Origin of the sequence: Tritonibacter litoralis (assembly GCF_009496005.1) — a bacterium.
GTDB lineage: Bacteria > Pseudomonadota > Alphaproteobacteria > Rhodobacterales > Rhodobacteraceae > Epibacterium > Epibacterium litoralis.
On sequence record NZ_WIBF01000010.1, the window covers coordinates 139,806 to 162,623 of the forward strand.

20 protein-coding genes, 1 tRNA gene and 1 riboswitch are annotated in these 22,818 nt (G+C 56.5%); of the genes, 10 read left to right on the forward strand and 11 right to left on the reverse strand.

The genetic code is table 11. The features are described from left to right. Positions 1–59: 59 nt before the first annotated feature. The gene (pcaQ, locus tag GFB49_RS15390) at positions 60–995 is read left to right on the forward strand and encodes a pca operon transcription factor PcaQ (RefSeq protein WP_153216811.1); all 936 of its coding nucleotides are present in this window, start codon (positions 60–62) and stop codon (positions 993–995) included. A 702-nt stretch (positions 996–1,697) separates the two neighbouring features. Then, positions 1,698–3,950: a methyl-accepting chemotaxis protein gene (locus GFB49_RS15395; RefSeq protein ID WP_153216812.1), complete on the forward strand. Its 2,253-nt coding sequence runs from the start codon at positions 1,698–1,700 to the stop codon at positions 3,948–3,950. 144 nt (positions 3,951–4,094) lie between these two features. On the opposite strand, the gene GFB49_RS15400 is transcribed toward GFB49_RS15395, so the two are convergent. Continuing rightward, positions 4,095–5,306: an ROK family transcriptional regulator gene (locus GFB49_RS15400; protein ID WP_246149748.1), complete on the reverse strand. Its 1,212-nt coding sequence runs from the start codon at positions 5,304–5,306 to the stop codon at positions 4,095–4,097. Positions 5,307–5,474: 168 nt separating this feature from the next. Between GFB49_RS15400 and GFB49_RS15405 the strand changes: the two genes are divergently transcribed. The 4 genes from GFB49_RS15405 to GFB49_RS15420 all read left to right on the forward strand — a co-directional run bounded on the left by GFB49_RS15405 (position 5,475) and on the right by GFB49_RS15420 (position 9,081). Further along, positions 5,475–6,485: a sugar ABC transporter substrate-binding protein gene (locus GFB49_RS15405; RefSeq protein ID WP_153216813.1), complete on the forward strand. Its 1,011-nt coding sequence runs from the start codon at positions 5,475–5,477 to the stop codon at positions 6,483–6,485. A gap of 111 nt (positions 6,486–6,596) precedes the next feature. Continuing rightward, positions 6,597–7,679, forward strand: coding sequence for an ABC transporter permease (locus GFB49_RS15410; RefSeq protein ID WP_153216814.1), 1,083 nt, complete (start codon positions 6,597–6,599; stop codon positions 7,677–7,679). After that, on the forward strand, positions 7,655–8,455 hold the full coding sequence (locus GFB49_RS15415; protein WP_153216815.1) for an ATP-binding cassette domain-containing protein: 801 nt from the start codon (positions 7,655–7,657) through the stop codon (positions 8,453–8,455). Before GFB49_RS15410 ends, GFB49_RS15415 begins: the two co-directional genes overlap by 25 nt. Then, positions 8,452–9,081, forward strand: coding sequence for a nucleoside/nucleotide kinase family protein (locus tag GFB49_RS15420; RefSeq protein ID WP_246149749.1), 630 nt, complete (start codon positions 8,452–8,454; stop codon positions 9,079–9,081). The genes GFB49_RS15415 and GFB49_RS15420 overlap by 4 nt, the downstream gene beginning before the upstream one ends. 132 nt (positions 9,082–9,213) lie before the next feature. Here GFB49_RS15420 and GFB49_RS15425 read toward each other — a convergent pair. Together GFB49_RS15425 and GFB49_RS15430 are read right to left on the reverse strand one after the other, a co-directional pair. Further along, a tRNA-Arg gene (locus GFB49_RS15425) sits at positions 9,214–9,291 on the reverse strand. A 160-nt stretch (positions 9,292–9,451) separates the two neighbouring features. Continuing rightward, positions 9,452–10,324 (reverse strand): LysR family transcriptional regulator, encoded by an 873-nt coding sequence (locus GFB49_RS15430; RefSeq protein ID WP_194269367.1) that lies wholly within the window; start codon positions 10,322–10,324, stop codon positions 9,452–9,454. A 126-nt stretch (positions 10,325–10,450) separates the two neighbouring features. Here GFB49_RS15430 and GFB49_RS15435 point away from each other — a divergent pair, with 126 nt between their 5' ends. The 3 genes from GFB49_RS15435 (at position 10,451) to GFB49_RS15445 (ending at position 12,655) form a co-directional block, all read left to right on the forward strand. Next, complete coding sequence (locus GFB49_RS15435) at positions 10,451–11,275, forward strand: hypothetical protein (RefSeq protein WP_153216817.1); 825 nt, start codon at positions 10,451–10,453, stop codon at positions 11,273–11,275. 36 nt (positions 11,276–11,311) lie between these two features. Then, complete coding sequence (locus GFB49_RS15440) at positions 11,312–11,896, forward strand: YceI family protein (protein WP_153216818.1); 585 nt, start codon at positions 11,312–11,314, stop codon at positions 11,894–11,896. Between the two features lie 282 nt (positions 11,897–12,178). Then, a complete protein-coding gene (locus GFB49_RS15445; protein WP_153216819.1) occupies positions 12,179–12,655 on the forward strand; it encodes an SRPBCC family protein in 477 nt (158 codons plus the stop codon). Between the two features lie 55 nt (positions 12,656–12,710). Here the strand turns inward: GFB49_RS15445 and GFB49_RS15450 are convergent, their stop codons facing one another. From GFB49_RS15450 to GFB49_RS15460, 3 genes are all read right to left on the reverse strand, one after another. Beyond that, entirely contained in the window at positions 12,711–13,796 is a 1,086-nt protein-coding gene (locus GFB49_RS15450) for an FAD-binding oxidoreductase (protein WP_153216820.1), read from the reverse strand. A 4-nt stretch (positions 13,797–13,800) separates the two neighbouring features. Beyond that, on the reverse strand, positions 13,801–15,027 hold the full coding sequence (locus GFB49_RS15455; RefSeq protein ID WP_343032602.1) for an aromatic ring-hydroxylating oxygenase subunit alpha: 1,227 nt from the start codon (positions 15,025–15,027) through the stop codon (positions 13,801–13,803). 114 nt (positions 15,028–15,141) lie between these two features. Further along, positions 15,142–15,342, reverse strand: a riboswitch (cobalamin riboswitch). A gap of 374 nt (positions 15,343–15,716) precedes the next feature. Continuing rightward, a complete protein-coding gene (locus GFB49_RS15460; RefSeq protein ID WP_153216821.1) occupies positions 15,717–16,628 on the reverse strand; it encodes a hydrogen peroxide-inducible genes activator in 912 nt (303 codons plus the stop codon). A gap of 128 nt (positions 16,629–16,756) precedes the next feature. On the opposite strand from GFB49_RS15460, the gene katG reads away from it, so the two are divergent. Next, entirely contained in the window at positions 16,757–18,925 is a 2,169-nt protein-coding gene (gene katG, locus GFB49_RS15465) for a catalase/peroxidase HPI (protein ID WP_153216822.1), read from the forward strand. 69 nt (positions 18,926–18,994) lie between these two features. Here the strand turns inward: katG and GFB49_RS15470 are convergent, their stop codons facing one another. The 5 genes from GFB49_RS15470 to GFB49_RS15490 form a co-directional block, all read right to left on the reverse strand. Further along, complete coding sequence (locus GFB49_RS15470; protein WP_153216823.1) at positions 18,995–19,471, reverse strand: GNAT family N-acetyltransferase; 477 nt, start codon at positions 19,469–19,471, stop codon at positions 18,995–18,997. Positions 19,472–19,727: 256 nt separating this feature from the next. After that, positions 19,728–20,192, reverse strand: coding sequence for a globin family protein (locus GFB49_RS15475; protein WP_153216824.1), 465 nt, complete (start codon positions 20,190–20,192; stop codon positions 19,728–19,730). A 45-nt stretch (positions 20,193–20,237) separates the two neighbouring features. Beyond that, positions 20,238–20,690: a c-type cytochrome gene (locus tag GFB49_RS15480; RefSeq protein ID WP_153216825.1), complete on the reverse strand. Its 453-nt coding sequence runs from the start codon at positions 20,688–20,690 to the stop codon at positions 20,238–20,240. Between the two features lie 6 nt (positions 20,691–20,696). Continuing rightward, complete coding sequence (locus tag GFB49_RS15485) at positions 20,697–21,269, reverse strand: Tll0287-like domain-containing protein (RefSeq protein ID WP_153216826.1); 573 nt, start codon at positions 21,267–21,269, stop codon at positions 20,697–20,699. A gap of 50 nt (positions 21,270–21,319) precedes the next feature. After that, on the reverse strand, positions 21,320–22,810 hold the full coding sequence (locus tag GFB49_RS15490; RefSeq protein ID WP_153216827.1) for an ammonia-forming cytochrome c nitrite reductase subunit c552: 1,491 nt from the start codon (positions 22,808–22,810) through the stop codon (positions 21,320–21,322). Positions 22,811–22,818: the final 8 nt, after the last annotated feature.

Here is a 22,818-nt window from a genome sequence, read left to right on the forward strand (position 1 = left end):
ATCCCTTAAGAGAGTATTGCTTATCCAAATAAGGGAAGTAAAATGAGTTTTGAGCGAATATGGTTTCCAAAAATGATAATCAAATGATTGATCGTCGTATCAAGTTCCGGCACATCCAGAGTTTTGTTGAAATCTGCCGAGAGAAGAGCCTGAAAGTGGCCGCCGAGAAGCTTTTTCTGACACAGCCGGCGATCTCCAAGACGCTGAAAGAGCTGGAAGACATTCTGGGCACAACGCTTTTGGTTCGCAGTCGGGCGGGGGTGGCTTTGACCGAGCATGGCGAAGTGTTTTTGCACTTCGCCGCCATGTCACTGGCTGCGCTGCAGCAAGGTTTGACCGGGGTGGAGCAAATTGGAACTCAAGGCAAGACACGGTTAACCGTTGGGGCTTTGCCATCTGTTGCGGCCCGTTTGATGCCAGCTGTAGCTTCAAAGTTTAATGAGCTTGCCCCAAACACCAATCTCAGGATTCTGGATGGCCCGCATGGCTATTTGTTAGAGCGCATGCGCCTTGGTGATCTCGACTTGGTCATCGGTCGCTTGGGGCGACCGGAAACCATGCAAGGGATCTCTTTCACCCAGCTTTACGAGGAAAAGGTCGAGTTTGTAGTGCGGGCCAATCACCCGATCCTGGAAAACCCTGATCTGAAAAGGATTGGCGAATGGCAGGTGATATACCCCCCGGAAGGGTCCGCCATCCGTCCATTGGTCGATCGTTACTTGATTGCACATGGTGTCGGTGAAATCGCCAATCGACTTGAATCCGTTTCTGGTGCTTTTGGCAGAAACTACACACGCAGCACCGATGCCATCTGGATCATTTCCTCAGGTGTCGTGGCCCATGAGATTGCTGAGGGGCACCTGGTGGCCTTGCCATTTGACACCTCAATTACAAAGGGGCCAGTCGGTCTCATGCGCCGACCAGACGAGGTTCTGTCTCCTCAAGCCCATGTTTTCAGTATGGCGGTGAACCACGTTTTAGAGCAACTACAGTAGAATTTCCGACAGATGTCATCCTAAGATGTGAAATCTCACGAATTTCCGAGGATTTCCGCAACAACGTGCTTTTTCTTCAGAGCCGCGCTCTGGGATCTCAGCCAATTGTTTTGCCGCGGCTGCGTGTTTGAACTCAGCTCGAAAACGAGCGGCGAACGTGGCTGATCTCTTCTGCACGAGCGAAGCGCAGAGAAGACCTTGTTGGTCGGCGCGGAGCACATTTAGATATTTGGGCGACGAAAGATTTCTGGGTCATCGACGACATTATGGAGCGAAGATGAAAAAGACATCCGGAACATCGAAAGGCGCCGCTGACACGCTGCAGGTCCGTATCGCCGTCATGATCCGCTATCCAGCCCTGAGCATGCCTATCGCAGAGACTTAACATAGGTCCGTACGTAAAAGGGGACGTCCACCCTTCAGCAGATTCTTCCAGCAGGGACTCTAAGGAGTTTTCTCGAATCACTCCTTGCAGGAAGCAGAAGCAATCACGTGCCGCGACGGAACCTTGCTCATGTCTTGGAAATCTTCCGCCATTTGAGAGCGCGGATTTGTCGCAAAAGATCATACGCGTCGAAAATCGAGTCGCAGGTGCCATGCCTTTGTCAATTCCTCAGGCAAACGGCGCTGAAAAGTAACATCTCATTCACAGGTTTGTGTGCATCAAATTAAGTAGTGGGCAACTTTTGGGAACGCTTGGACATGCCATTTCAAATTCGCTCGATTTCGGGCAAACTCCTGGTCACCATTACCCTCGCCGTCGCGGTGTTGGGGGTCTGTTTCACAGCATTCACGGTTCAAAGGGTGTCGAAAGAAGCCCACAACCAGGCTCTGGAAAAAGCAACGAATGCGGCATTTGAGGTGGCGCAAGATTTAACGATTGAACTCACCCAAGCAACAACGACCGCGATTTCGCTCAGTGGATCTGTCGGAGGCCTCCTAAAAGAGGGCGACGTTACAACCCAAGACGTTAGCGAGTTGTTGAAGGGGGTCGCCGAACAGTTTGGCGCGGGCTTTTTCACCTGGGCTGCCGCCATTCCAGGGGGGCCTGCCGACACGCAAATTCAAGGCACTGAAGGACGTAATAGCACTGGCACGTTCACGCCTTATTGGACACGAAACGACACAGGCGAATTGACGTTTGAAACCTTTGATTTTGACCCCAACACAAGTTTGGAATGGTACAGAGTACCGGTCGACACACGCAAGGGGTTGATCACCGAACCTTATCTTTCATCAGAGAAACGATTGCTGACATCCGTGTCAGTGCCAGTAATTGTTGGTGGAGAGGTAGTGGCGCTTGCCGGAACTGATCTTGTCCTGGACGACTTGACTAACTTTGTGACTAGCCTTTCGGTCTTTGACGGCGGGCAGGTCATGCTGTTGGGTCAAAGCGGCAAATGGCTTGCACATCACGACAATGAAAAGATCACGCAGGCGTATGACGGCCCTGGGGTCGATGCATATAACGCTGCCTTGGAAACCGGCGAGACACAGGTGGTGTCTGGCCTGGAAAATGGCGTAACCCGGCTGTTCCAACCGTTTACAGCCAGCGGCATGAACAAGACATGGGTAGTGGTGCTGGATGTCCCGCGTCACGTTTTTACCGACCCAGTTCGTGAAAGCGTCAAACAAGGGGTTATCTCCATCGGCCTGTTGCTGGCGTTGGTTCTTGGCACAACATTCTTCGCAACCCGTTCGTTGGTTCAAAAACCGCTTTCAAAATTGCTGAACGCTGTCAACGCCCTGTCGGATGGCCGTGTTAAGGAAGACATTGACCTTCCACAGAGCACTGATGAGATCGGGGTTGTCGCAGTTTCGTTGGATAAACTGCGTCACGGCCTTGTGGAAAAAGAACGCCTTGAAGAAGAGCGCGTGGTGGAAGAGGAAAACCATAAAACCGTGGTTCAATCCCTAGCCAGCGGCTTGAACCAGCTGGCCAGTGGGGACCTTACCTCTAAGCTGAACCAATCCTTTCCTGAGCACTATGAGCAGCTGCGCCGGGACTTTAACAAGACCGTCGATACCCTCAATGAAACGATGTCTCAGGTTGTTGCCAGCACACAAAGTATCCGCAACGGTGCAACTGAAATCAGCCAGTCTTCTGACGATCTGTCCCACCGGACCGAAAGCCAGGCAGCCACGCTGGAACAAACCGCCGCTGCACTGGATCAGCTGACTGCTTCTGTGAAATCCGCCGCAAACCGCGCGCGCGACGTGGAACAGACAATGACCAGTGCCCGAGACGAGGCCGAAAACAACCGTGAAGTTGTTCAAAGCGCGGTGACCGCGATGACCGAGATTGAACAGTCTTCCAACCACATCAGCCAGATCATCTCGGTCATCGATGACATTGCGTTCCAAACCAACTTGCTTGCCCTGAACGCAGGCGTCGAAGCCGCACGCGCTGGCGAGGCAGGCCGTGGCTTTGCGGTTGTTGCAAGCGAAGTGCGAGCCCTGGCGCAACGTTCCGCAGATTCAGCCACTGAGATCAAGACTTTGATCGGCGAAAGCTCGCAACAGGTGGAACGCGGTGTGGATCTGGTCGGCAAAGCGGGTGGTGCGTTGCAGAATGTCGTGCAGCAAATCTCACAAATCTCGCAGCTTGTGTCCGGCATTGCCGAAGGCGCGGCCGAACAATCAATTGGCCTGAACGAGATCAACACCGGCGTTATTCAATTGGATCAGGTCACTCAGCAAAACGCAGCCATGGTCGAGGAATCAACCGCGGCCGGCCACATGTTGAACGCAGACGCCAGCAAATTGGCAGACATTGTTGCGCACTTTAAGGTCTCTGATGCCAACAATGGCGCGTCTGCATTGACCTCTCGCGCGTCAGCCCCCGCATCAAGCTCTAACGCAGGAGATTGGGAGGTCGACGACGCTGCGGCCATGCCACAAGCTCTCGGCATGGCGCAGAGCGGCGGGGCCGAGGCGAAATGGGCGGATTTCTAAGGCTAAACGCGAAATGTGCAAATACGCGGGTGGCGACAGGAAATCGGTGAGCAGGAAGTAGCTGCATGGCCTACCCGCGCCGGTGGCATCTCAGAGCTCTTTGTTACGCTGCGGATGCAGCGTAACATCAGGGGGCTAAGTTCCCTAAATCGAGGAAAGACCCGCATTTGTGTTTAGCAGATACTGCGAAAACATTGGACTGATCGCAGCACCTATACCACGGGCATTCTTGCCTATGCTGCCAGCCTCTATGACCGGTGTAATAAGGCCCCGCGTATCCTGATTCACCAAGTAACGACGGACCCGCTCAACCAGCTCGTTTCGAACATCGTCCGGGAAAGCACCATCGATGAGGATCGCTTCGAAATCGATGACTGAACAAATCGACAAAGACGCCTTGGCGAGTTCCTGTGCCGTGGCACCGATCCAAGGTTCGACATAGCGGTGCACGCTGCTCCAGTCATTCGGGTTTTGCCAAAGCACCTGCGGATCAATTCCGGCCTCTACAAGGCGTGCCTCAAGCATGTGCAACGAGGCGGTATCGATCAGTTGCTGGCTTTCGCCTAATGCGCCCGTTGTCCGCATAGAACCAAGCGCTCCGGCATTACCTTGGTTTCCCTCATAAACCGTGCCGTTCAGCGTCACGCCGCCCCCGACAAAAGACCCGATATAGAAATAGGCAAAGTCCCGAAAGCCTCGGGCCGGCCCAAACAGATGCTCTGCATGGCAGGCCGCGGTCGAGTCGTTGACGACATAGACAGGAAGATCCGAAAACTCTGCAACTTGCTCTGGGTAGTCAATGTCTTTCCATTGTCTGAACCGTTCGGCGGAAGGACCCGACAAATCATGCCACCTCCACAATTCAAAAGGCGTGCCAATACCGATGCCGCATATTCGCGACCGCTGATCGGATGGCAGAAGCTCCGAAAGTGTTTTGATACCCCTGCGCAGAAACTCAAAGACCTCTTCGGGCATCGGATACTCGTAGGTGGTGTAGAGTTGCTCCCTAACCTGTCCAGTCAAATCGAGGAGCAGCAAATCAGCGCTTCTGCGACCAACTTTCATGCCAATGGAAAACGCGCCGTTTGGATTGAGCTCGAGCGGGATCGAAGGTTTGCCGACTTTGCCGCGCAAAGGAGCGCCACGCATAATTAATCCGTCGGCTTCCAATTTGCGCATAATTGTTGAGACCGTTGGCTTTGACAGACCAGTTCGTCGCGCCAAATCGGCGGCGGAAACGGCTTTGTGCTTTTGCAAAATAGAGAGAGTCAGGCGCTCGTTATAGTCACGAATCCCCCGTTGGTTCACGCCGATCCCCGGCTCTTTGACCGCATTCCCATCCATGGAACGAACCATAGTTGTCTCCTCCGTAAATAGGAAGATAGGATAAATCCAGTTAGTAAGTAAAGTTTACAAACTAATTGACAGACCGTTTGGAATCGGTTTTTTTATGGGTGAGCTCGCCGCCAAAGCGGGCCCAGTCGATGAGGAGATCGTCTGTAAAAGAGTTTTAGGGAGGACATCATGAAAACACTTCTATCAACATCCGCGGTTGCTCTGACTGTGACCGCTGGCGCTGCGTTTGCGGATACAAACGCATGCCTGATCACCAAGACAGACACCAACCCCTTCTTTGTTAAAATGAAAGAAGGGGCGACGGCTGCCGCTGCCGAAGCTGGCATCAACTTGTCTACGTTCGCGGGCAAATATGACGGCGATGTCGAAACACAGGTTGCTGCCGTTGAAACCTGCATCGCATCTGGTGCGAAAGGTATTTTGATTACGCCAACAGACAGTCGCGCACTTGTTCCAGTGATCTCTCAGGCACGTGACGCTGGCGCACTGGTCATCGCGCTCGACACGCCTTTTGAGCCAACTGATGCAGCGGACGCGACCTTTGCAACCGATAACTTCAAAGCTGGCGTGCTCATCGGTGAATGGGCAAAGGCGACAATGGGCGAAGCAGCTGCAGACGCAAAGATCGCGCTCTTGGACTTGAACGCCTCAGAGGTCTCAGTTGATTATCAGCGCAATAACGGCTTTCTGCAGGGCTTTGGCATCGATATCAAAGACCCAACAGATATTGGTGATGAAGACGATCCACGCATTGTCGGCAATGATGTGACAAACGGTTCATCCGATGGTGGCCGCACCGCGATGGAGAACCTTCTGCAGGTCGATCCAGACATCAACCTTGTCTACACGATCAACGAGCCTGCGGCAGCAGGCGCCTATGAAGCGCTGAAGTCCTTTGGAAAAGAAGAAGGCGTTTTAATCGTCTCAGTTGATGGCGGTTGCCCTGGCGTGAAAGACATCGGTGCAGGCGTTATCGGCGCGACATCCATGCAGTTCCCGCTGTTGATGGCGTCCAAAGGCATCGAAGCGATCAAAACCTTTGTTGAGACAGGCGAAAAGCCACAAAATTCCGAAGGTCTTGATTTCTTCAACACAGGTGTCGAGCTGATCACTGATACACCTGTTGATGGCGTTCCTTCGCTTTCCTCCGAGGATGGCCTCAAAAAATGCTGGGGCTAGTCATCAGCTAGTTTCACAAACCGGGGCGCGTAAGGGCCCCGGTTTGCTATTATCCGGAAGCTTTGACCCGAGCGGATCGTAGGCGCTAGGCTTTCGGTCAGGGAGAACACTATGTCAGAAAATGGATCTTCGGCCTCGGTTGGCCAAGACTTTGAGAAAAAGCTGGATGAGAGCGACAAGAGCATCGCCTCCTTCAATGTGAAAGCCACTTCACCGTTTGAGCGTATACAGCACGTGCTGCACAACAACCCAACACTTGTGCCCGTGATCGTGTTAATGCTCAGCCTCGTTGTCTTTGGCCTGATCGCGGGCGGCAAGTTTTTTTCCGCCTTTAACTTGAGCCTAATCCTGCAGCAGGTCTCGATCATCGGCATTCTTGCTGCGGCGCAATCGCTGATTATCATTACAGCCGGTATTGATCTCAGCGTTGCCGCGATCATGGTTTTGATGTCAGTGGTCATGGGCAATCTGGCCGTGTTTATGGGAGTTCCCACAGTGCTTGCGCTGTTTGTGGGCATGGCAGGTGGTGTGGGGGCTGGCCTTATGAACGGCTGGTTCATTACACGCATCAAATTGCCGCCGTTTATCACCACCCTTGGCACTTGGTCGATTTTCTACGCTCTGCTCCTTTGGCTGTCTGGCGCCCAATCCATTCGTGGCCAAGACATTGATACGAATGCACCTTTCCTCAAATTTTTTGGCGAAAGCTTTAACATCGGCGGGGCACGGATCACACTGAGCGCGATCCTGATGATCCTTGTTTTCCTCGCTCTGTGGTACATGCTTAATAAAACCGCTTGGGGACGACATGTTTATGCCATCGGCGATGACAAAGAAGCGGCAGAATTGTCTGGTATTCGCACAGATCGCACACTTCTATCCGTCTATGGTCTCGCTGGCTTCATCTGCGCATTGGGCGGATGGGCCTCCATTGGCCGCGTTGGCTCCATCTCTCCGCAAAGCTTCTACGAAGGGAACCTCGACAGTATTACAGCTGTGGTAATCGGTGGCATCTCCCTCTTTGGCGGGCGTGGCTCGATCATGGGAGCATTGTTTGGCGCCTTAATCGTTGGCGTCTTCCGCTCAGGTCTGCGGCTGTCCGGCGTGGACGTGCTTTGGCAAGTCTTTGCAATCGGTTGGCTTATCATCATCGCGGTCGCGATCGACCAATGGATCAGAAGGGTATCTGCATAATGAACACTCCAGTTGTACAAGCCCGCGGTATCGTCAAACGATATGGACATGTGACCGCAATCGATTCATCGGACTTTGAGCTGCGCCCCGGCGAGATTCTTGCTGTCATCGGCGACAATGGAGCAGGTAAATCTTCGATCGTAAAAGCAATCTGCGGGGCGACCATACCCGATGCCGGCGAAATCCTGATTGAAGGCAAGCCCGTTAAATTCTCCTCTCCGATCGAAGCGCGGGAAATGGGCATTGAGATCGTCTACCAAAACCTTGCCCTATCGCCTGCCCTGTCGATTGCAGACAATATGTTCACCGGCCGTGAACTGCGTAAGAAAGGGTTTCTGGGCAATGTTCTGCGTATGCTTGATAAGCCCGCGATGGAGAAATTTGCGCGCGAGAAGCTGACAGAGTTAGGGTTGATGACAGTCCAGTCGATCAAGCAACCGGTCGAAACTCTCTCAGGGGGACAGCGGCAAGGTGTGGCTGTCGCACGCGCCGCGGCCTTTGCAACAAAGTTCATCATCATGGATGAACCCACCGCGGCCCTTGGGGTCAAGGAAAGCCGAAAGGTTCTTGAACTGATAAAGGACGTGCGCGCAAAAGGCATTCCGATCATCCTGATCAGCCACAACATGCCACATGTCTTCGAAGTGGCAGACCGCATCCACATTCATCGGCTGGGAAAACGTCTGTGCACGATCGACCCCAAAGACTACACGATGTCTGATGCTGTGGCCTTTATGACAGGTGCCAAGGAGCCCCCCGCGAAGGATTTAGCTTGAGCGACCCCACCGAAACAGTCAAAGCCATATTGCCCCAGGTGCTCACAGCCTCTCGGGCCGGTCGGCGCAGGTTGGTCGCCCTTGTGGGGCCGCCTGCATCCGGCAAATCTACTCTGGCTGGGATGGTGGCCGAACAGTTGACCGCCGCGGGGACCAAAACAGTGGTTGTTCCCATGGACGGCTTTCACCTCGACAATTCGCTTCTGTACGCGCAAGGTCTACTGCCGCGCAAAGGGGCGCCCGAAACGTTCGACGTTGGCGGCCTCCTACGTGTCGTAAGTGCGCTTGCTGAAACGGACACCGTTTATTTTCCCAAGTTTGATCGCAACAGCGACATCGCTGTCGCCGGGGCTGGGGTCGTTTCGCAAACCTGTGATACCGTTATTGTCGAAGGGAACTACCTGCTTTTTGACGCATTTGGTTGGCGCGACTTGCAGGCTTATTGGGACTTTTCTATCCAACTCGACGTGCCTCTCCCCGTCTTGCGAGACCGTCTAATCGACCGCTGGCTGTCCCATGGTCTAACCCATGATCAGGCCATAGACCGTGCTGAACAGAACGACCTTCGAAATGCCGAAAGGATCGTTGCAAGCGCGTTAGAAGCCGATGTTACGGTCTCTTGCTAACGTAGATGCAAGTATTTTGAAGCGTGTGACCTGCCCTCCGGGGCTCCCTCATGCATATCGATAGGCTGCGGTTCTGGATTGGTCTTTCCCGACAAGGTGGTCCTCTACCATGTTAAGGAAAAAAATAAGCCATGGCGAGCCGTGGAGGACTCGAACCCCCGACCTGAGAATTAGAAGTTCCCTGCTCTAATCCAGCTGAGCTAACGGCCCGCTCTTGTTCGGGCTGTATCAGCCAATTCCCCGTCTATGTCAACGTGGTAACAAAGCCGCATGGCACCCTTGAAAAATCACTGATTTCCAAATGGGTTCTGGCCCACGGGGGAGATCGCCGCGCTCCAGTCAACCGGTACATACTGAAGGTGGCGGAAGGTCACCGAAGGTGTTTAACGCGTTGTGCAACAAAATCGACAAACCGACGCACTCGTGCGGTTAAATGACGTGTCGAGGGGTAAATTGCATGAATGGCCAAGGTTGAGCCTGTGAAATCCCCCAGCAGCTGCACCAATCGACCTTCTGCAAGGTCATCCGCGACCATATAACTGGGGGTCAAGACGATGCCGCGCCCTTTGAGGGCCAGAGCCCGTGCGCCGCTGGCGTTATTGATCTTCATCCGGCTGGTGACTTCAATCACCTTGGATTGGCCATTAATCTCAAAGGGCCATTTGTTGCGTTGTTTAAAATTTGTATCGACAATACAGGTATGGTTCTTCAGGTCTTCCGGCTGTTTCAGGGAAGGCGCGCCAGAGAGATACTCTGGACTGGCGCACAAGACATCAGAAGCCATTCCGATTTGTCGGGCCAACAATGTTGAATCTGCTAAGGTTCCAACCCGGATCGCTACGTCCATGCCTTCTTCCAGAAGATCAACATAGCGATCTGTCAGCTCAAGGCTCGCGTGGATCTCAGGGAATTGGTCGGAAAAATCAGCCAAAGCGTCCACAAGATACCTCTCGCCAAGGCAATGAGGGGCTGTAACTCTCAGCTCTCCGCGTAGAGTGCGCGTATCCTGGCGTACATCACTCTTCAGCTCTTCGTAGTCATCGACCAAACGGGAACAACGCTCGTAAAACGCAGCGCCTGTGTCCGACAAGGTCACACGCCGCGTCGACCGGTGAAACAACTGCGCCTCCAGTTCTTCTTCCAGAGCACGGACATACTTACTGGCAAGCTGCGGCGTCATGCTCAGCTTGTCTGCTGCCGATGTGAAAGAGCCGGTATCGGCGACTTTCAAGAACGTTTTCATGAGTTCGATTCGATCCATGATTGTCAACGTACAGGCGATAGTCATTAAACGACAGGCGGCTTAATCAACAATTTCGCGGGTGTTACCTCAGGGCTCAGTGAATGACACTGCTTCAGAGGCAAGCTTATGACCTTCGATCTCTTAATTTTTGTGGTTTTGGCGCCATTGGTGGCCGGTATTGTGTTGAGCGCAGCTGAACACATCGGCCGTGTTCCATCTTTGGCCATTGCGGTTGCCGTTGGCGCAACCATCGCAGTGATCTACGTCATGCACGAAGGGGTCCCGCCACTGCCGCCGGTCTCTTCCAAGCAAAAACTTGGGCTGGTGCTCCTTGTGGCTCCGGTTGCTTTGCTCTGCGCACATCGTTTGAAACCAATGGGGCAGGCAATCGTGTTCGCTCTGTTGGCCACTGCGTGCTTTATATGGTTGATCCAGCGTCCGTTGATGGCTGGCCGGTTCAGTCTGCAATGGTTGCTGCCAATCTTGACAATTGCGGTTTTTGCGATCCTGCCAACAGTCCCAACGACGCGGAATACATCGCGTTTTGCCTGGCCGGTGACCCTGATTGCCATGAGCATTGCCGCCTGTGCCCTTGCACTGTTGGGCGGGTTTCTGGGCCTTGGACAGGTGTTGATCTCACTGTCGGCCTTTGTGGGTGGCTACGTCCTGGCCTTGTTTCTGGTCACCTTGCGCAAGGGTGACACAGCCCGGTCGTCCGATCTGTCTCTTACCGCGATACGGTTCGGCCTAGGCCTGATGCTGGTACAATTGTCGACTTTTGCCACGAACCTCAGCCTCACCGGATATCTTCTGCTGCTGGCGCTGATGGCGCTGCCCTTTGCCGACCGCAGCCTCTCGCGCTTGCCGCAGCTGGCGCAGCCTTTTGCTTATGGGGCTGCCGGGCTGCTGGTCGGCGGACCGGCCATCCTGATGGCGGTCTGGAACCTCTAATTCTTACCTCAACCAACCCCTCCGAAAGGAAAGAATATGTCTTTTATCTCTCGCTCCACCCTTGCTGCGGCCTTGCTGATTGCAACCGCGCCTTTGGCCCAAGCCGCCGATAAATACAAAGTTCATGAAGATCACACTTGGCTGACCTTCAGCCTGAGCCACGCGGGCTGGGCCAATGCACATGGCATCTTCCGCGCGGTATCCGGCGACATCACCTTTGACAAAGACGACGTCACCAAAAGCTCTGTCTCTGTTGTGATTGCAGCAGACAGCCTGGACACCAACTCCGAAGTCCGTGATCGCGACATGGGTGGCGCAGATTTCCTCAACATCGTGGAATTCCCCGAGATCACCTTTGACAGCACCCGGATCGAACAAACCGGCGAGCGCACGGCAATGGTGTATGGCGATCTGACCATGATCGGTGTCAGCAAAGAAATCGCGCTGGATGTCACCTGGAACAACGAAATGCCGCTGCCGTGGGATACCTCCACCGTCAAAACCGGCTTCACCGCCACCGCGACCATTGATGGGACCGACTTTGGCATGAACCAGCTGGTGGCATTTGGCCTGGGTCCAAAAATCGACGTAGAAATCGATCTGGAAGCGTTGCGCCAATAAGCCGGAATATCGGCCCCTAGCTCACATGAGAAACAGCTGGCGACGGATCACGATGTCGCCAGCTGTCTCATGTGGAACCGCGGTCCCCCCTACCGCCTGCAGCACACTTTTGACATTACCACTCAGCCCGATGTTTTTCCGGGGTTGGCCCCTACCAAAATGCACATCGGACTGCCAAGCTGTGTCATTGACACACCCAAGTGGGTTGGCATCATAAAAAAGGGATGGATTTGGGTATTCCAAACGCACCGGTCGTCAATGTGATCACTTTGGGTAGCTGTTATGACGCGTAGCGTTCAACTGTCCCACGAGTATCCCTACAGCGCCGAACAGGTCTGGGCCGTGGCCACCGATTTGGACCACCTGCGGACAGTGACGCAAGGTTTGTTGGCCTTTCGCGATCTGCCAAGCGGCCAGATCCATTCAGGGCAACATCTCAACGTTCAAGTCTCGCTTTTTGGCAGGCTGCCCTATCAACCCTATGAGATGACCGTTGTGAGCTGCGATCCGACGCAGATGACATTCCAGTCCGAGGAAGTCGGCGCAGGTGTTAAATACTGGCGCCATTCATTGGCAGTTGTCCCAACCGCCGCGGGCTGTCGCATCGACGAGCAGATCGCAATCGACGCAGGGCACTGGACCTGGGCATTTGCAGCCTGGGCGCGGTTTTTGTACCGCCGCCGCCATGCGCCCCGCATGCGCATTCTTGAGGCACAGGCATCCGCCCACGCATCCGCCCTGGCCTCAACCCGAGATTAATTTTGTCAGGCCAAGGTTTTGGATTGGCACAGCCCATGCGCCAATCCATTTCACATTACACTTCGACTTCAACCTTGCCGATCGGGTTCGAACAACAAGCCAGGATATAACCTGCCTCGATATCGTCCTCGGAGATGCCACCGTTGTGGACCATGTGGACCTCGCCCTTGGTCTTTTTCACCTTGCAGGTGCCACAGACCCCAAAGGTGCAGCCTGATGGAATATTCAGGCCCACGTTACGCGCCGCGGCAAGGATTGTATCGGTCTCGGCCACTTTGGCAGTGACCCCCGAGGTGGCAAAGGTGACTTCGGCGTTGGTGTCATCATCGGGGATCACGTCATCCAGAAGCGGCTGTTCGGCTTCTGTTTCAACGGGCGCGCCAAAGCTTTCCTGGTTGTAGCGCTCCATGTCAAAGCCAAGCCCTGCAAGGGCTTCGCGCACGGCCTGCATGAAAGGCTCTGGCCCGCAGCAATACACTTCGCGGTCCAGGTAATCCGGTGCCATCAGACCCAGCATCAGCTGATTGAACTGCCCCTGATACCCCGTCCAGGGGCGATAGCGGTCCGGCTCTTCGACCACGAACTTCAGATCAAGCCCAGCTGTGCGGCTGGCCATATGTTCAAGCCGCTCACGGAAGATGATTTCGGACGGGCGTTTGGCGCAGTTGATAAAAACCACGTCCAGATCGCCGCCCTCATCCCACATGCAGGTGGTCATGGACATCATCGGGGTGATACCCGAACCCGCAGAGATAAACAGGAACTTCTTGGACTGGCTTTGGGCATTGGTAAAAAGACCAGCGGGGCCGATGGCCTTCATCCGCATGCCCGGTTGCAGATTGTCCAGCATCCAGCGGGTGCCGATGCTGTCAGCCTGCGCCTTGGCGGTGATGGTGATGGACCGGGGGCGCGAGGGGGACGAAGAGATTGTATAGGTGCGGTGCACCACGCCGCCGGGCTGGCCGGGAGCGGGGATTTCCAGCGTCAGAAACTGGCCCGGATCATAAGAGAAGAGCGCACCAGAGGGCGCGCGAAAGCTGAAACTGGCGGTGTTGGGCACCTCTGGCACAACCGAGACACATTCCAGCATCTCACTGTCCTGCCAGAAGGTGGGGGCGGTTTTGGAGGGGAGGGTGTTCATATCGTCATTCCGCCGCAAGGGTCTGGGGGGCCACACGTCGGGCCAGGGTTGCGCAATACCACTCCACGAACTGCAAGACGCCGCTTTCCTGAATTTGGGAATAGGGGCCGGGTTCATAGGCGGGGCTGTTGATGCCCATCTGGTTGTCTTCCACCACCTGGCGGTCTTCGTCATTGGTGGCAACCCAGACCTCGGTCAGGCGTTTGAGGTCGTAATCCGCCCCTTCCACCGCGTCTTTGTGAACCAGCCATTTGGTGGTCACTTCGGTTTCGGTTGCGCTGATCGGGGTCACGCGGAAGATGATGGAGTGATCGGGCAGGAAGTGGTTCCAGGTGGTTGGGTAATGGAACTGCAACAGCGCGCCGGCATCGGCAAAAGGCACCCGTCCCAGCCAGCGGCGCACCGCGGTCTTCCCGTCCATCGTATAGCTTTCAGCGCCTTCTTTCAGGGGCATACGGGCCACGCGGAACTGGCCGTCGTCGCTGATATGGAAGTTTGACGCAAGGCCGGCGGTTTCGCAGCGGTCAAAATGGGCCTGAAGGTTTGGCGGTGTTTCGCCACCTTCACCAATGCCGGTGACGCTGGGATCATCCGGGTAGGTGCGGCAGAGGGCGGGGTGGTTGCCGCCACAGTGGTAGCACTCGCGGTTGTTTTCCCAGACCAGCTTCCAGTTGCCGTTTTCCACGATGGTGCTTTCAAAGGCGACCTTGGCATTGCTCAGATCGTGGGGCTCCAGATAGGGGCGGGCCCGGTTGGCAAACGTATCGAAATCCGGGGCCTCATCGGCCAGGCAGATATAGACAAGGCCCGCCAGTTCCCGGCAATGCACGGTTTTCAGCCCATGCGCCTTGGGGTCGAAATCCGGTCCCATGTCGCGCGCCCACAGAAGCGAGCCGTCCAGCTCATAGGTCCATTGGTGGTAGGGGCAGACCAGTTTGGGGGCGTGGCCTTTGGCGGCTTTGCACAGAATGGACCCGCGGTGACGGCAGGTGTTGTGGAAGGCGCGAATGTCCCCGTCGGCCCCGCGCACAAGGATCACCCGGAATGCACCCACCTTATGGGTGACATAACTGCCGGGTTTTTCCAGTTCGCAGGCGGCGATGGCAAACAGCCATTCGCGATAGAAAATGCTTTCAAGATCCGCCTGAAACACATCGGGATCTGTGTAAAACGCTTGTTCCAGGGCATGGCCGCGGGTTCTGCGCGCCAATAATGTGTCGATCTTGCTCACGTCTGGCTCTCCTGCCGCGCGGGGCGGTTGTGGCTTGGGCAGATGACAACAGGGGTCCGTCCGACGGCGCGGGAGGCACGCTTTCGGTCACAAGAGCCCCCACCGCCACCCGCGGTTTGACATATCTGCAAGGCTGGTTTCCGGACTTGGATGAGGCCTTGGCCCAAGATGCGGCACCTTCCCGGGATCCTCCTCCCAGTGGTCATGGCCGCGTCTGTTCATCCTTACCGTTGCGGGGGCAGCGCCGGAGTTGCACCGGCTTCCCAATTCTCGGCATCCCATGAAAAATGCCGCACCTTACAGGCGCCACCATATTCCAGTTTGAAGCCGTGGCTGAAAGGCTTGCGACAGATCCCGCTACAAAACAGACATTATGGCGTGGTTGTTTTCAACGGCTGCATGAGCCGGACCCGAACTTAGCCCACCTGCCAGATCACGGCGTTCTAAGAGACAAACCGCACGATCCGATTTAGGAATCAGCGCGCTGACAGAACAATCCTGTAGTTTTAAAAAGCTCACGTCACCTGCTGAAGAGTCGGACGCGCGTCCAGCGGTACCAGATGCCAATAACCCATGTTGTTCATCCGCAATTCATGATCATAAATATCCGTGGTCGCGGCTGCTCGCTCAATATCGTCAGCCAGCCACCGCTTCCCCTGTTCCGATTGTCCCGAATACCCGTAAATCCGTCACAATCCGCGGGCCAAAGGCGCGACATTTAAAATCTCTTGGATATCGGCGGCCACCGCGCGCAGCTTGTCGCCCATGGGGTTGGTGGCCCGCCAGACCATGCCGACGCGGCGTTGGGGCTTGTCGCCTTCAAACTGCGCGATGGAAACATCCGCCGAACGTGTTTCCACCGGCACCGCCATTTGCGGCAACAACGTCACTCCAAGCCCTGCGTTGACCATCTGCACCAATGTCGACAACGAGCTGCCATCCATCACTTCACGCGGCTGGCTGGGGCGCAATTCGCAAAAGCTGAGCGCCTGGTCGCGAAAACAATGCCCTTCTTCCAGCAACAGCAACTGCATCTCTCGCAGCATATCCCGGCTGGGCACGGGTAAACCTGCATCCGATGCCGGACGCACCAGCACGAACTCTTCGTCAAACAGCGGATGTTCGACAAATCCCGCCTCGCCCACCGGAAGCGCCATGATCGCCGTATCCAGCTGGCCGCCCTGCAATGCGCGGATCAGATGCTGTGTCTGTGTCTCGCGAATGCGAAACTCAATCTGTGGATAGCGCGCCCCAAGGCCGGTCACGACCTGTGGCAACAAATAGGGCGCCATGGTTGGAATCACCCCCAACCGCAGCTGCCCGGCCAACCCCGGCCCCGCCGCGCGCGCCAGATCCCCCAGCTCATCCACCGCGCGCAAGATCTCTTGCGCCCGCAGGCGAAATTCTTCGCCAAATCCCGTCAGCTGCACCATCCGCGCCCCGCGTTCAAACAGCGGCAGCCCCAGCGACGCTTCCAACTCTTTGATCTGAACGGACAAGGCGGGTTGGGACACTGCGGCCAACTCGGCGGCACGGCCAAAATGGCCCTGCTGCGCCAGCGCTTCAAAGTACCTCAATTGGCGGAGAGTGATATTCATCATAGGGTTTTCTTATCGCTACGATGAATTAATGCAACTTAAATTTATTACGTGCACCTGTTAGCGTTTAACAGGGAGAGCGCCGGCCCAGTTCTGATCCGGCCCAATTCACAGCGAGGAATATACCAGCCATGGACGGAAATGACGCAGCACAGAGCCAGGGATGCCCGGTGATGCACGGGGCCAATACCGAAACCCAATCCAGTGTGATGGAATGGTGGCCCAAGACGTTGAACCTCGACATCCTGCACCAACATGACCAGAAGACCGACCCGATGGGCGGCGATTTTGACTATCGCACAACAGTCAAATCGCTGGACTATGACGCGCTTAAGGCCGATCTGACGGCCTTGATGACCGACAGCCAGGACTGGTGGCCAGCCGATTGGGGCCATTACGGTGGCTTGATGATCCGCATGGCCTGGCACTCGGCCGGATCCTACCGGACCTCTGACGGGCGCGGCGGTGGCAACACCGGCAACCAGCGCTTTGCGCCGCTGAACTCATGGCCCGACAACGCCAACCTGGACAAAGCACGCCGCCTTCTGTGGCCTGTCAAAAAGAAATACGGCAATGCGATTTCCTGGGCCGACCTGATGCTGCTGGCGGGCAATGTGGCCTATGAAAGCATGGGGCTCAAAACCTTTGGCTTTTCACTTGGGCGGGCCGACATCTGGCACCCTGAAAAAGACGTCTATTGGGGATCCGAAAAAGACTGGCTGACTTCCACCCGTTACGGCGAAGATGACAACCGCGAGACCCTCGATAATCCGCTGGCAGCTGTTGTGATGGGTCTGATCTATGTGAACCCCGAAGGGGTCAACGGCAAGTCCGACGCGCTGCGCACAGCCGAAGACATGCGCGTCACCTTCTCTCGCATGGGGATGACCGACGAAGAAACCGTCGCCCTGACCGCGGGCGGCCATACCGTGGGCAAGGCGCATGGCAATGGCGATGCGGCCAATGTGGAAGCCGAACCCGAAGGGGCAGAGCTGCACGAACAGGGTTTGGGCTGGATGATCCACAAAACCCGTTCGGTCGGGCGCAACACCGTGACCTCGGGGCTCGAAGGTGCTTGGACCACCGAACCCACCAAATGGGACAATGGCTATTTTGAACTTCTGTTCAAATATGACTGGGAGCTGGTGAAATCTCCGGCCGGGGCCACCCAATGGGAACCTGTGAACATCGCCGAGGAAGACAAGCCGGTGGACGTCGAAGACCCGTCGATCCGGGTGAACCCGATGATGACCGATGCCGACATGGCGCTGAAGGTCGACCCCGGTTTCCGCGCCGTCTCGGAACGGTTTGCGGCGGATCCGGCGGCGTTCTCGGATGCGTTTGCGCGGGCTTGGTTCAAACTGCTGCACCGTGATATGGGTCCCAAAAGCCGCTATATCGGGCCGGAAATTCCAGGCGAAGACCTGATCTGGCAGGACCCTATCGACGCAGGTCCAAGCGATTACGATGCCGAGGCGATCAAAGCCAAGATCGCAGCCTCCGGCCTGTCGGTGGCTGATATGGTTGCCACTGCCTGGGACAGCGCCCGAACTTTCCGCGGCTCTGACATGCGGGGCGGTGCCAATGGCGCGCGGATCCGTCTGGCACCGCAAAAGGACTGGGCTGGCAATGAGCCCGACCGTCTGGCGCGCGTGCTCTCGGTTCTGGAACCAATCGCCAATGAGGCCGGGGCCAGCGTCGCCGACGTGATTGTTCTGGCCGGGAACCTGGGCGTCGAACAGGCCGCCAAGGCCGCAGGTCATGACCTGACCCTGCCCTTTGCTCCGGGTCGCGGTGATGCAACCGACGCCCAGACCGATGCCGAAAGCTTTGACGTGCTGGAACCGCTCGCCGATGGCTTCCGCAACTGGCAGAAAGAGCACTATGCGGTCTCTCCCGAAGAAATGCTGCTGGACCGTGCGCAGTTGATGGGGCTGACGGCACCAGAAATGACCGCGCTTGTCGGGGGGCTGCGGGTAATCGGGGCCAATCACGGCGACAGCAAACAGGGTGTCTTCACCGATCGCGAAGGCGCGCTGAGCAACGACTTCTTTGTCACGCTGACCGATATGGGGTATCGCTGGGAGCCCACCGGGCGCAACAGCTATGACATCAAGGATCGCACATCCGGTGAGGTGAAATACACCGCTTCCCGTGTGGATCTGGTCTTTGGCTCAAACTCGATCCTGCGCGCCTATGCTGAGGTCTACGCCCAGGACGACAATGCAGGCAAATTCGTCAGCGATTTTGCAGCGGCCTGGACCAAAGTGATGACGGCTGACCGGTTCGATCTGGCTTAAACCTAACGAAATAAAAACAAAACGGCCCCGTACATATGTGCGGGGCCGTTTTTGTCTGGCCGTGGCGCATCAGGCGGCGCGGCGCAGCGGCAGACGCATAAACACACTGGCGGGATCTGCATTATAATCGCCAAAGGCCTCGCAGTACTGATAGCCCAGCGCCTCATAAAGGCCCCGCGCCGCATCGTAACCCGGACATTGCGCGGATCCCGTTTCCAGAACCAACGCGTGATAGCCTGCGGCCATGGCTTCCTCGGACAGATGCACCATGATCTGGCGCGCCAGCCCGCGTCCGCGCATATCTTCCAGCACGTGGACCGATTTTACCTCGGCAATGCCATCCGAGCACCCCAGCAACGCGCCACATCCAACCGCGCGTTCTTCGTGAAAAGCGGCCCAGAACTGCAACCCCTCCTCACGCATGGCTTTGGGATCCAAGGCGTAATTCACCCCTTCGGGGCAATGGGCGGCGGCGTGACGTTGGTGCGCCATCAATACCATGCGCAATTCGGGCGCTGCAGGATCTGCAAGACGAATATCAATCATGAAACCTGTGCCTGTAAAAACCTAAGAGATCGTATTGCGAACAAGTGCTCATCCACATCCTCCGGTGGACAGGGGCCGCATAGCACGGCCCGATCAACGCTGTCGTCAAAGTTTTGCGAAATTTGCATGTGACGCGAAACACCATGTCAGAAAAGCGTAAAGGTCTGGTGGATACCGCGCCGACCAGAACAAAAAAAGGGCGGCGCATCCCCCTGACGCGCCGCCCGGCTGAGCCTTCTGCCACCGTCAGCAGAGATCAGGCCCAGAACTTCCAGAATGGTTTCTTGCCACCCCCTGCAGCCATGGCCACCGGCGGGTAGGCTGCGTCCTTCATCACACCGGCCAAGGTCGTATAGGCCACGGTCCAGGCTTCGGCCACTTCGGGCGTCCAGGCTTCTCCCAGCCCTTTTTCAAGGGTCCGCAACAGCGAGCCGCCGACCTTGTCATAATCTTCGGCCTTCACACCGTAATCGACGTGTTTCACCGCCAGATCCTGCGCCACCGGCACGATCTTATCCAGATCCCGCAGACCGTTCACCACAACGCCCAGGGTCGCCATCAGCTTGGCCCCCTGCTCTTTCATGTCCGAGTTCTTGAAGTAGGGTTTCACCTCGGGCGCGGTTTCAAAGAGATCATTGTAGAAAATCTCAGCTGCGGCGTCCTTGATCGGCACCACTTTGGCAAAGCTGTCCTGGATCAGAGTGATTTGAGTGCTGTCCATGTCTCGTTCCTCCTGTCGGGGGTTAAGTTGTGTTTTGGTTGCGCGTTATTCTGTTGCCAGATCCCCTGCACCGCTGGCCCAGACCATAAACCGAACGGCGGCTTCGACCTCTTGGTCGTTCAGGTCCTCATTGCCGCCGCGGGCGGGCATCAGCGTGTATTTGGGTCCGGTAAATCCATTGATGGCATGATCAAACAGCACCCCAAGGCCCTGTTTGAGACGAGGATGCCAGGCCTCAGTCGCGGTAATCTTGGGTGCGCCCGTCAGCTTGTTGCCCCCGTGGCAGGCCTGGCAGGTGTCTTCCCAGATCGCACGGCCCTGTTGCAGAGTGGCATCCCGGGGCATTGGCAGGCGATCCACGGTGACAAAGCCTTCGATCCCCTTGGGAGCCAACAGATTGGCTGGGAAGGGCTCCGCCCGCAGCGAGGTCGCCGCCGCAATCACAGCAACCACCCCCACCAGCGGGCAAAGCCCAAGTTTATGCGTGAAACCAGTCACGACAGATCAGTTCACAGGAATGCGGATCACAACGCCGCCCATCACGTCACCGCCTTCAAAATCGGTGCGCGGGCTGTCTTTGTGCTCGTTGTGGCAGGTGTAGCAGGCCGGGGCCACGGCAACGTCTGCGTAGACAGCGGTGAAATACTCTTCGCCGCCCAGCTCTTCGACACCATAGAAATTCTCACCCGGGTTATCGACAATGTATTGCAGACCTTCGCTTTCCATCGGCGTGGTTGGCGCGTTCTGCTTGTTGATCGGCCACAGCGACAAGAGCGAGTATGAGAACTCATCCGTGTTTTCCGCAACCATCTCTGCCCCGAAACGGAACATCTGCGCCGGTAGTACCAGCGCTTTGTCATCGACAAAGTGTTCAGAGGCTTTGATCACGCCCTCTTCATTGGCCAGACGGTTCACGATCATCCGTGTGTAAACCGTGCGGTCAGAGCTCATCACCAGATGCAGAAGGTCCGCAACGGTTTCATATTCCATGCCTTCGGCCATTGCGCTGGTGGCAGTGGTGCCCATCAGAGCCGCGCCCAGAATTGAAGCTTTGATTTTTCCGATTTTATTTCCCATATGTAAGGTCTCCTGTGCCTTTGTGGGTTGCAGGGTGCGTGGCCAGCCGGTCATTGGTTGGCGCCTTCGGTCGGCTGGGTCACGCGTTTTACCGCCCAATCGAGGCTGTCGATGTGGCGATGTGGCTTGCCCGTGAAATTGCTGGTCACCAGCTCCGGATCGGCCAAAGCATCAATGGCAAACTCCAGGCTGTGGCATTCCAGACAGGTCGGGCGGATCATTTTCTCGTTCGGGCGCAGCGTGTCGTTCTGGTTGTGATTGGTGGTGATCACGCCGCGTTTCTCGGTCTTGGGCATATGGCAGGTGGCGCAGGTCACACCCGAGCCCGCTGGCAGATCGCCCGCCAGCTCCCCTTGCCACAGGGCAAAATGCGGGCTTTGGGTGAAATTCTGGCTGTGCTCATCCGCATGACACGAGAGGCAAGCCCCCACAGCTGCATATTGCAAATCCTGCTGATGCGGGTCGTGGCAGGTGGAACAGGTCAGCTCTTCCCCATGCGCTTCGGGCACCAAGGGAACCCGGGCCTCAGCCGTGCTCATCAACGGGGCCGGTGTCGGATCGGTCAAATAGGCTTCCAGAAATTCAATCGCGCCATCGGACGGGTCAGACCAGCCCAAACGTTTCAGCATCTTTTTCGCCGGACGCGGGTTCGATACCTCGGGGTGGCGGCGCATGCCGTGACGGCCCAGGGCAAAGGTCTTGGCCTCTCCTTTGTGGCAACTGGCGCAGACCTTCTCAGCCGGATGGTCGTCCCACAGGGCGGTGACCTCTTCCTCGGTCTTGGCTTTGGGCGCGTGGCAGCTGGCACAGGTCACATCCGCCAGCGCATGGGCCGAGGCCGCCCAATGGGCTTCGACCTCTTGATCGCGCGCGGTGGCAGGCGCGGAAACCTCGGTCAAATAGGCCGCGATATCCTCCCCTTCGGGACGTGGCTTTTCACGCGCGGCTGCCTCGATCACATGCACCGGATCATCCTTCAGCCAGGGTTGGCCTGCATGTTTCACCAGGAAATCTTCATAAAGCGCGCGGTTGTCATGGAAGTTATGGCAACCCGCAGTGGCGCAGGTCTCAAACCCCAGATCCGCATGGCTTTCGCGGTTCTTGCGCACGTCCTGTTCCCCTTCGCTGTGGCAAGCCACGCAGAAATCCCCCGGCTGAGTCACAAGTCCGGCCGAGGTGATCTCCGGCCGGTGCTCGCTGTGGCACGAGGTGCAAAACCGCGCGTCGATCTTGTCCCAATAGGCCGCCATCCGCGGCGGTTTGAACTTCTTGATCGGGTGGCTGTCGTCGGACTCTTTCAGCTCATCCTTGTGGCAATTCACACAAGTCTTGTTGATGTCCTTGCGAATACGCTTCTGCCCCGCAAAGGGTTTGGAAGTATGGCAGGTCTCACAGGCCAGTTCGATCTGGTGGTGCACGCCAGCGGTCTGCCCCGGCAGCAAATCAGTCCGGTCACCGGTCACATAGATCCGCGCAAGCCCAACACCGGCCAGCGCCATCGTCCCAACACCCCAAGCCATCCACAGGAATTTGGTTTTCATCACCCTGC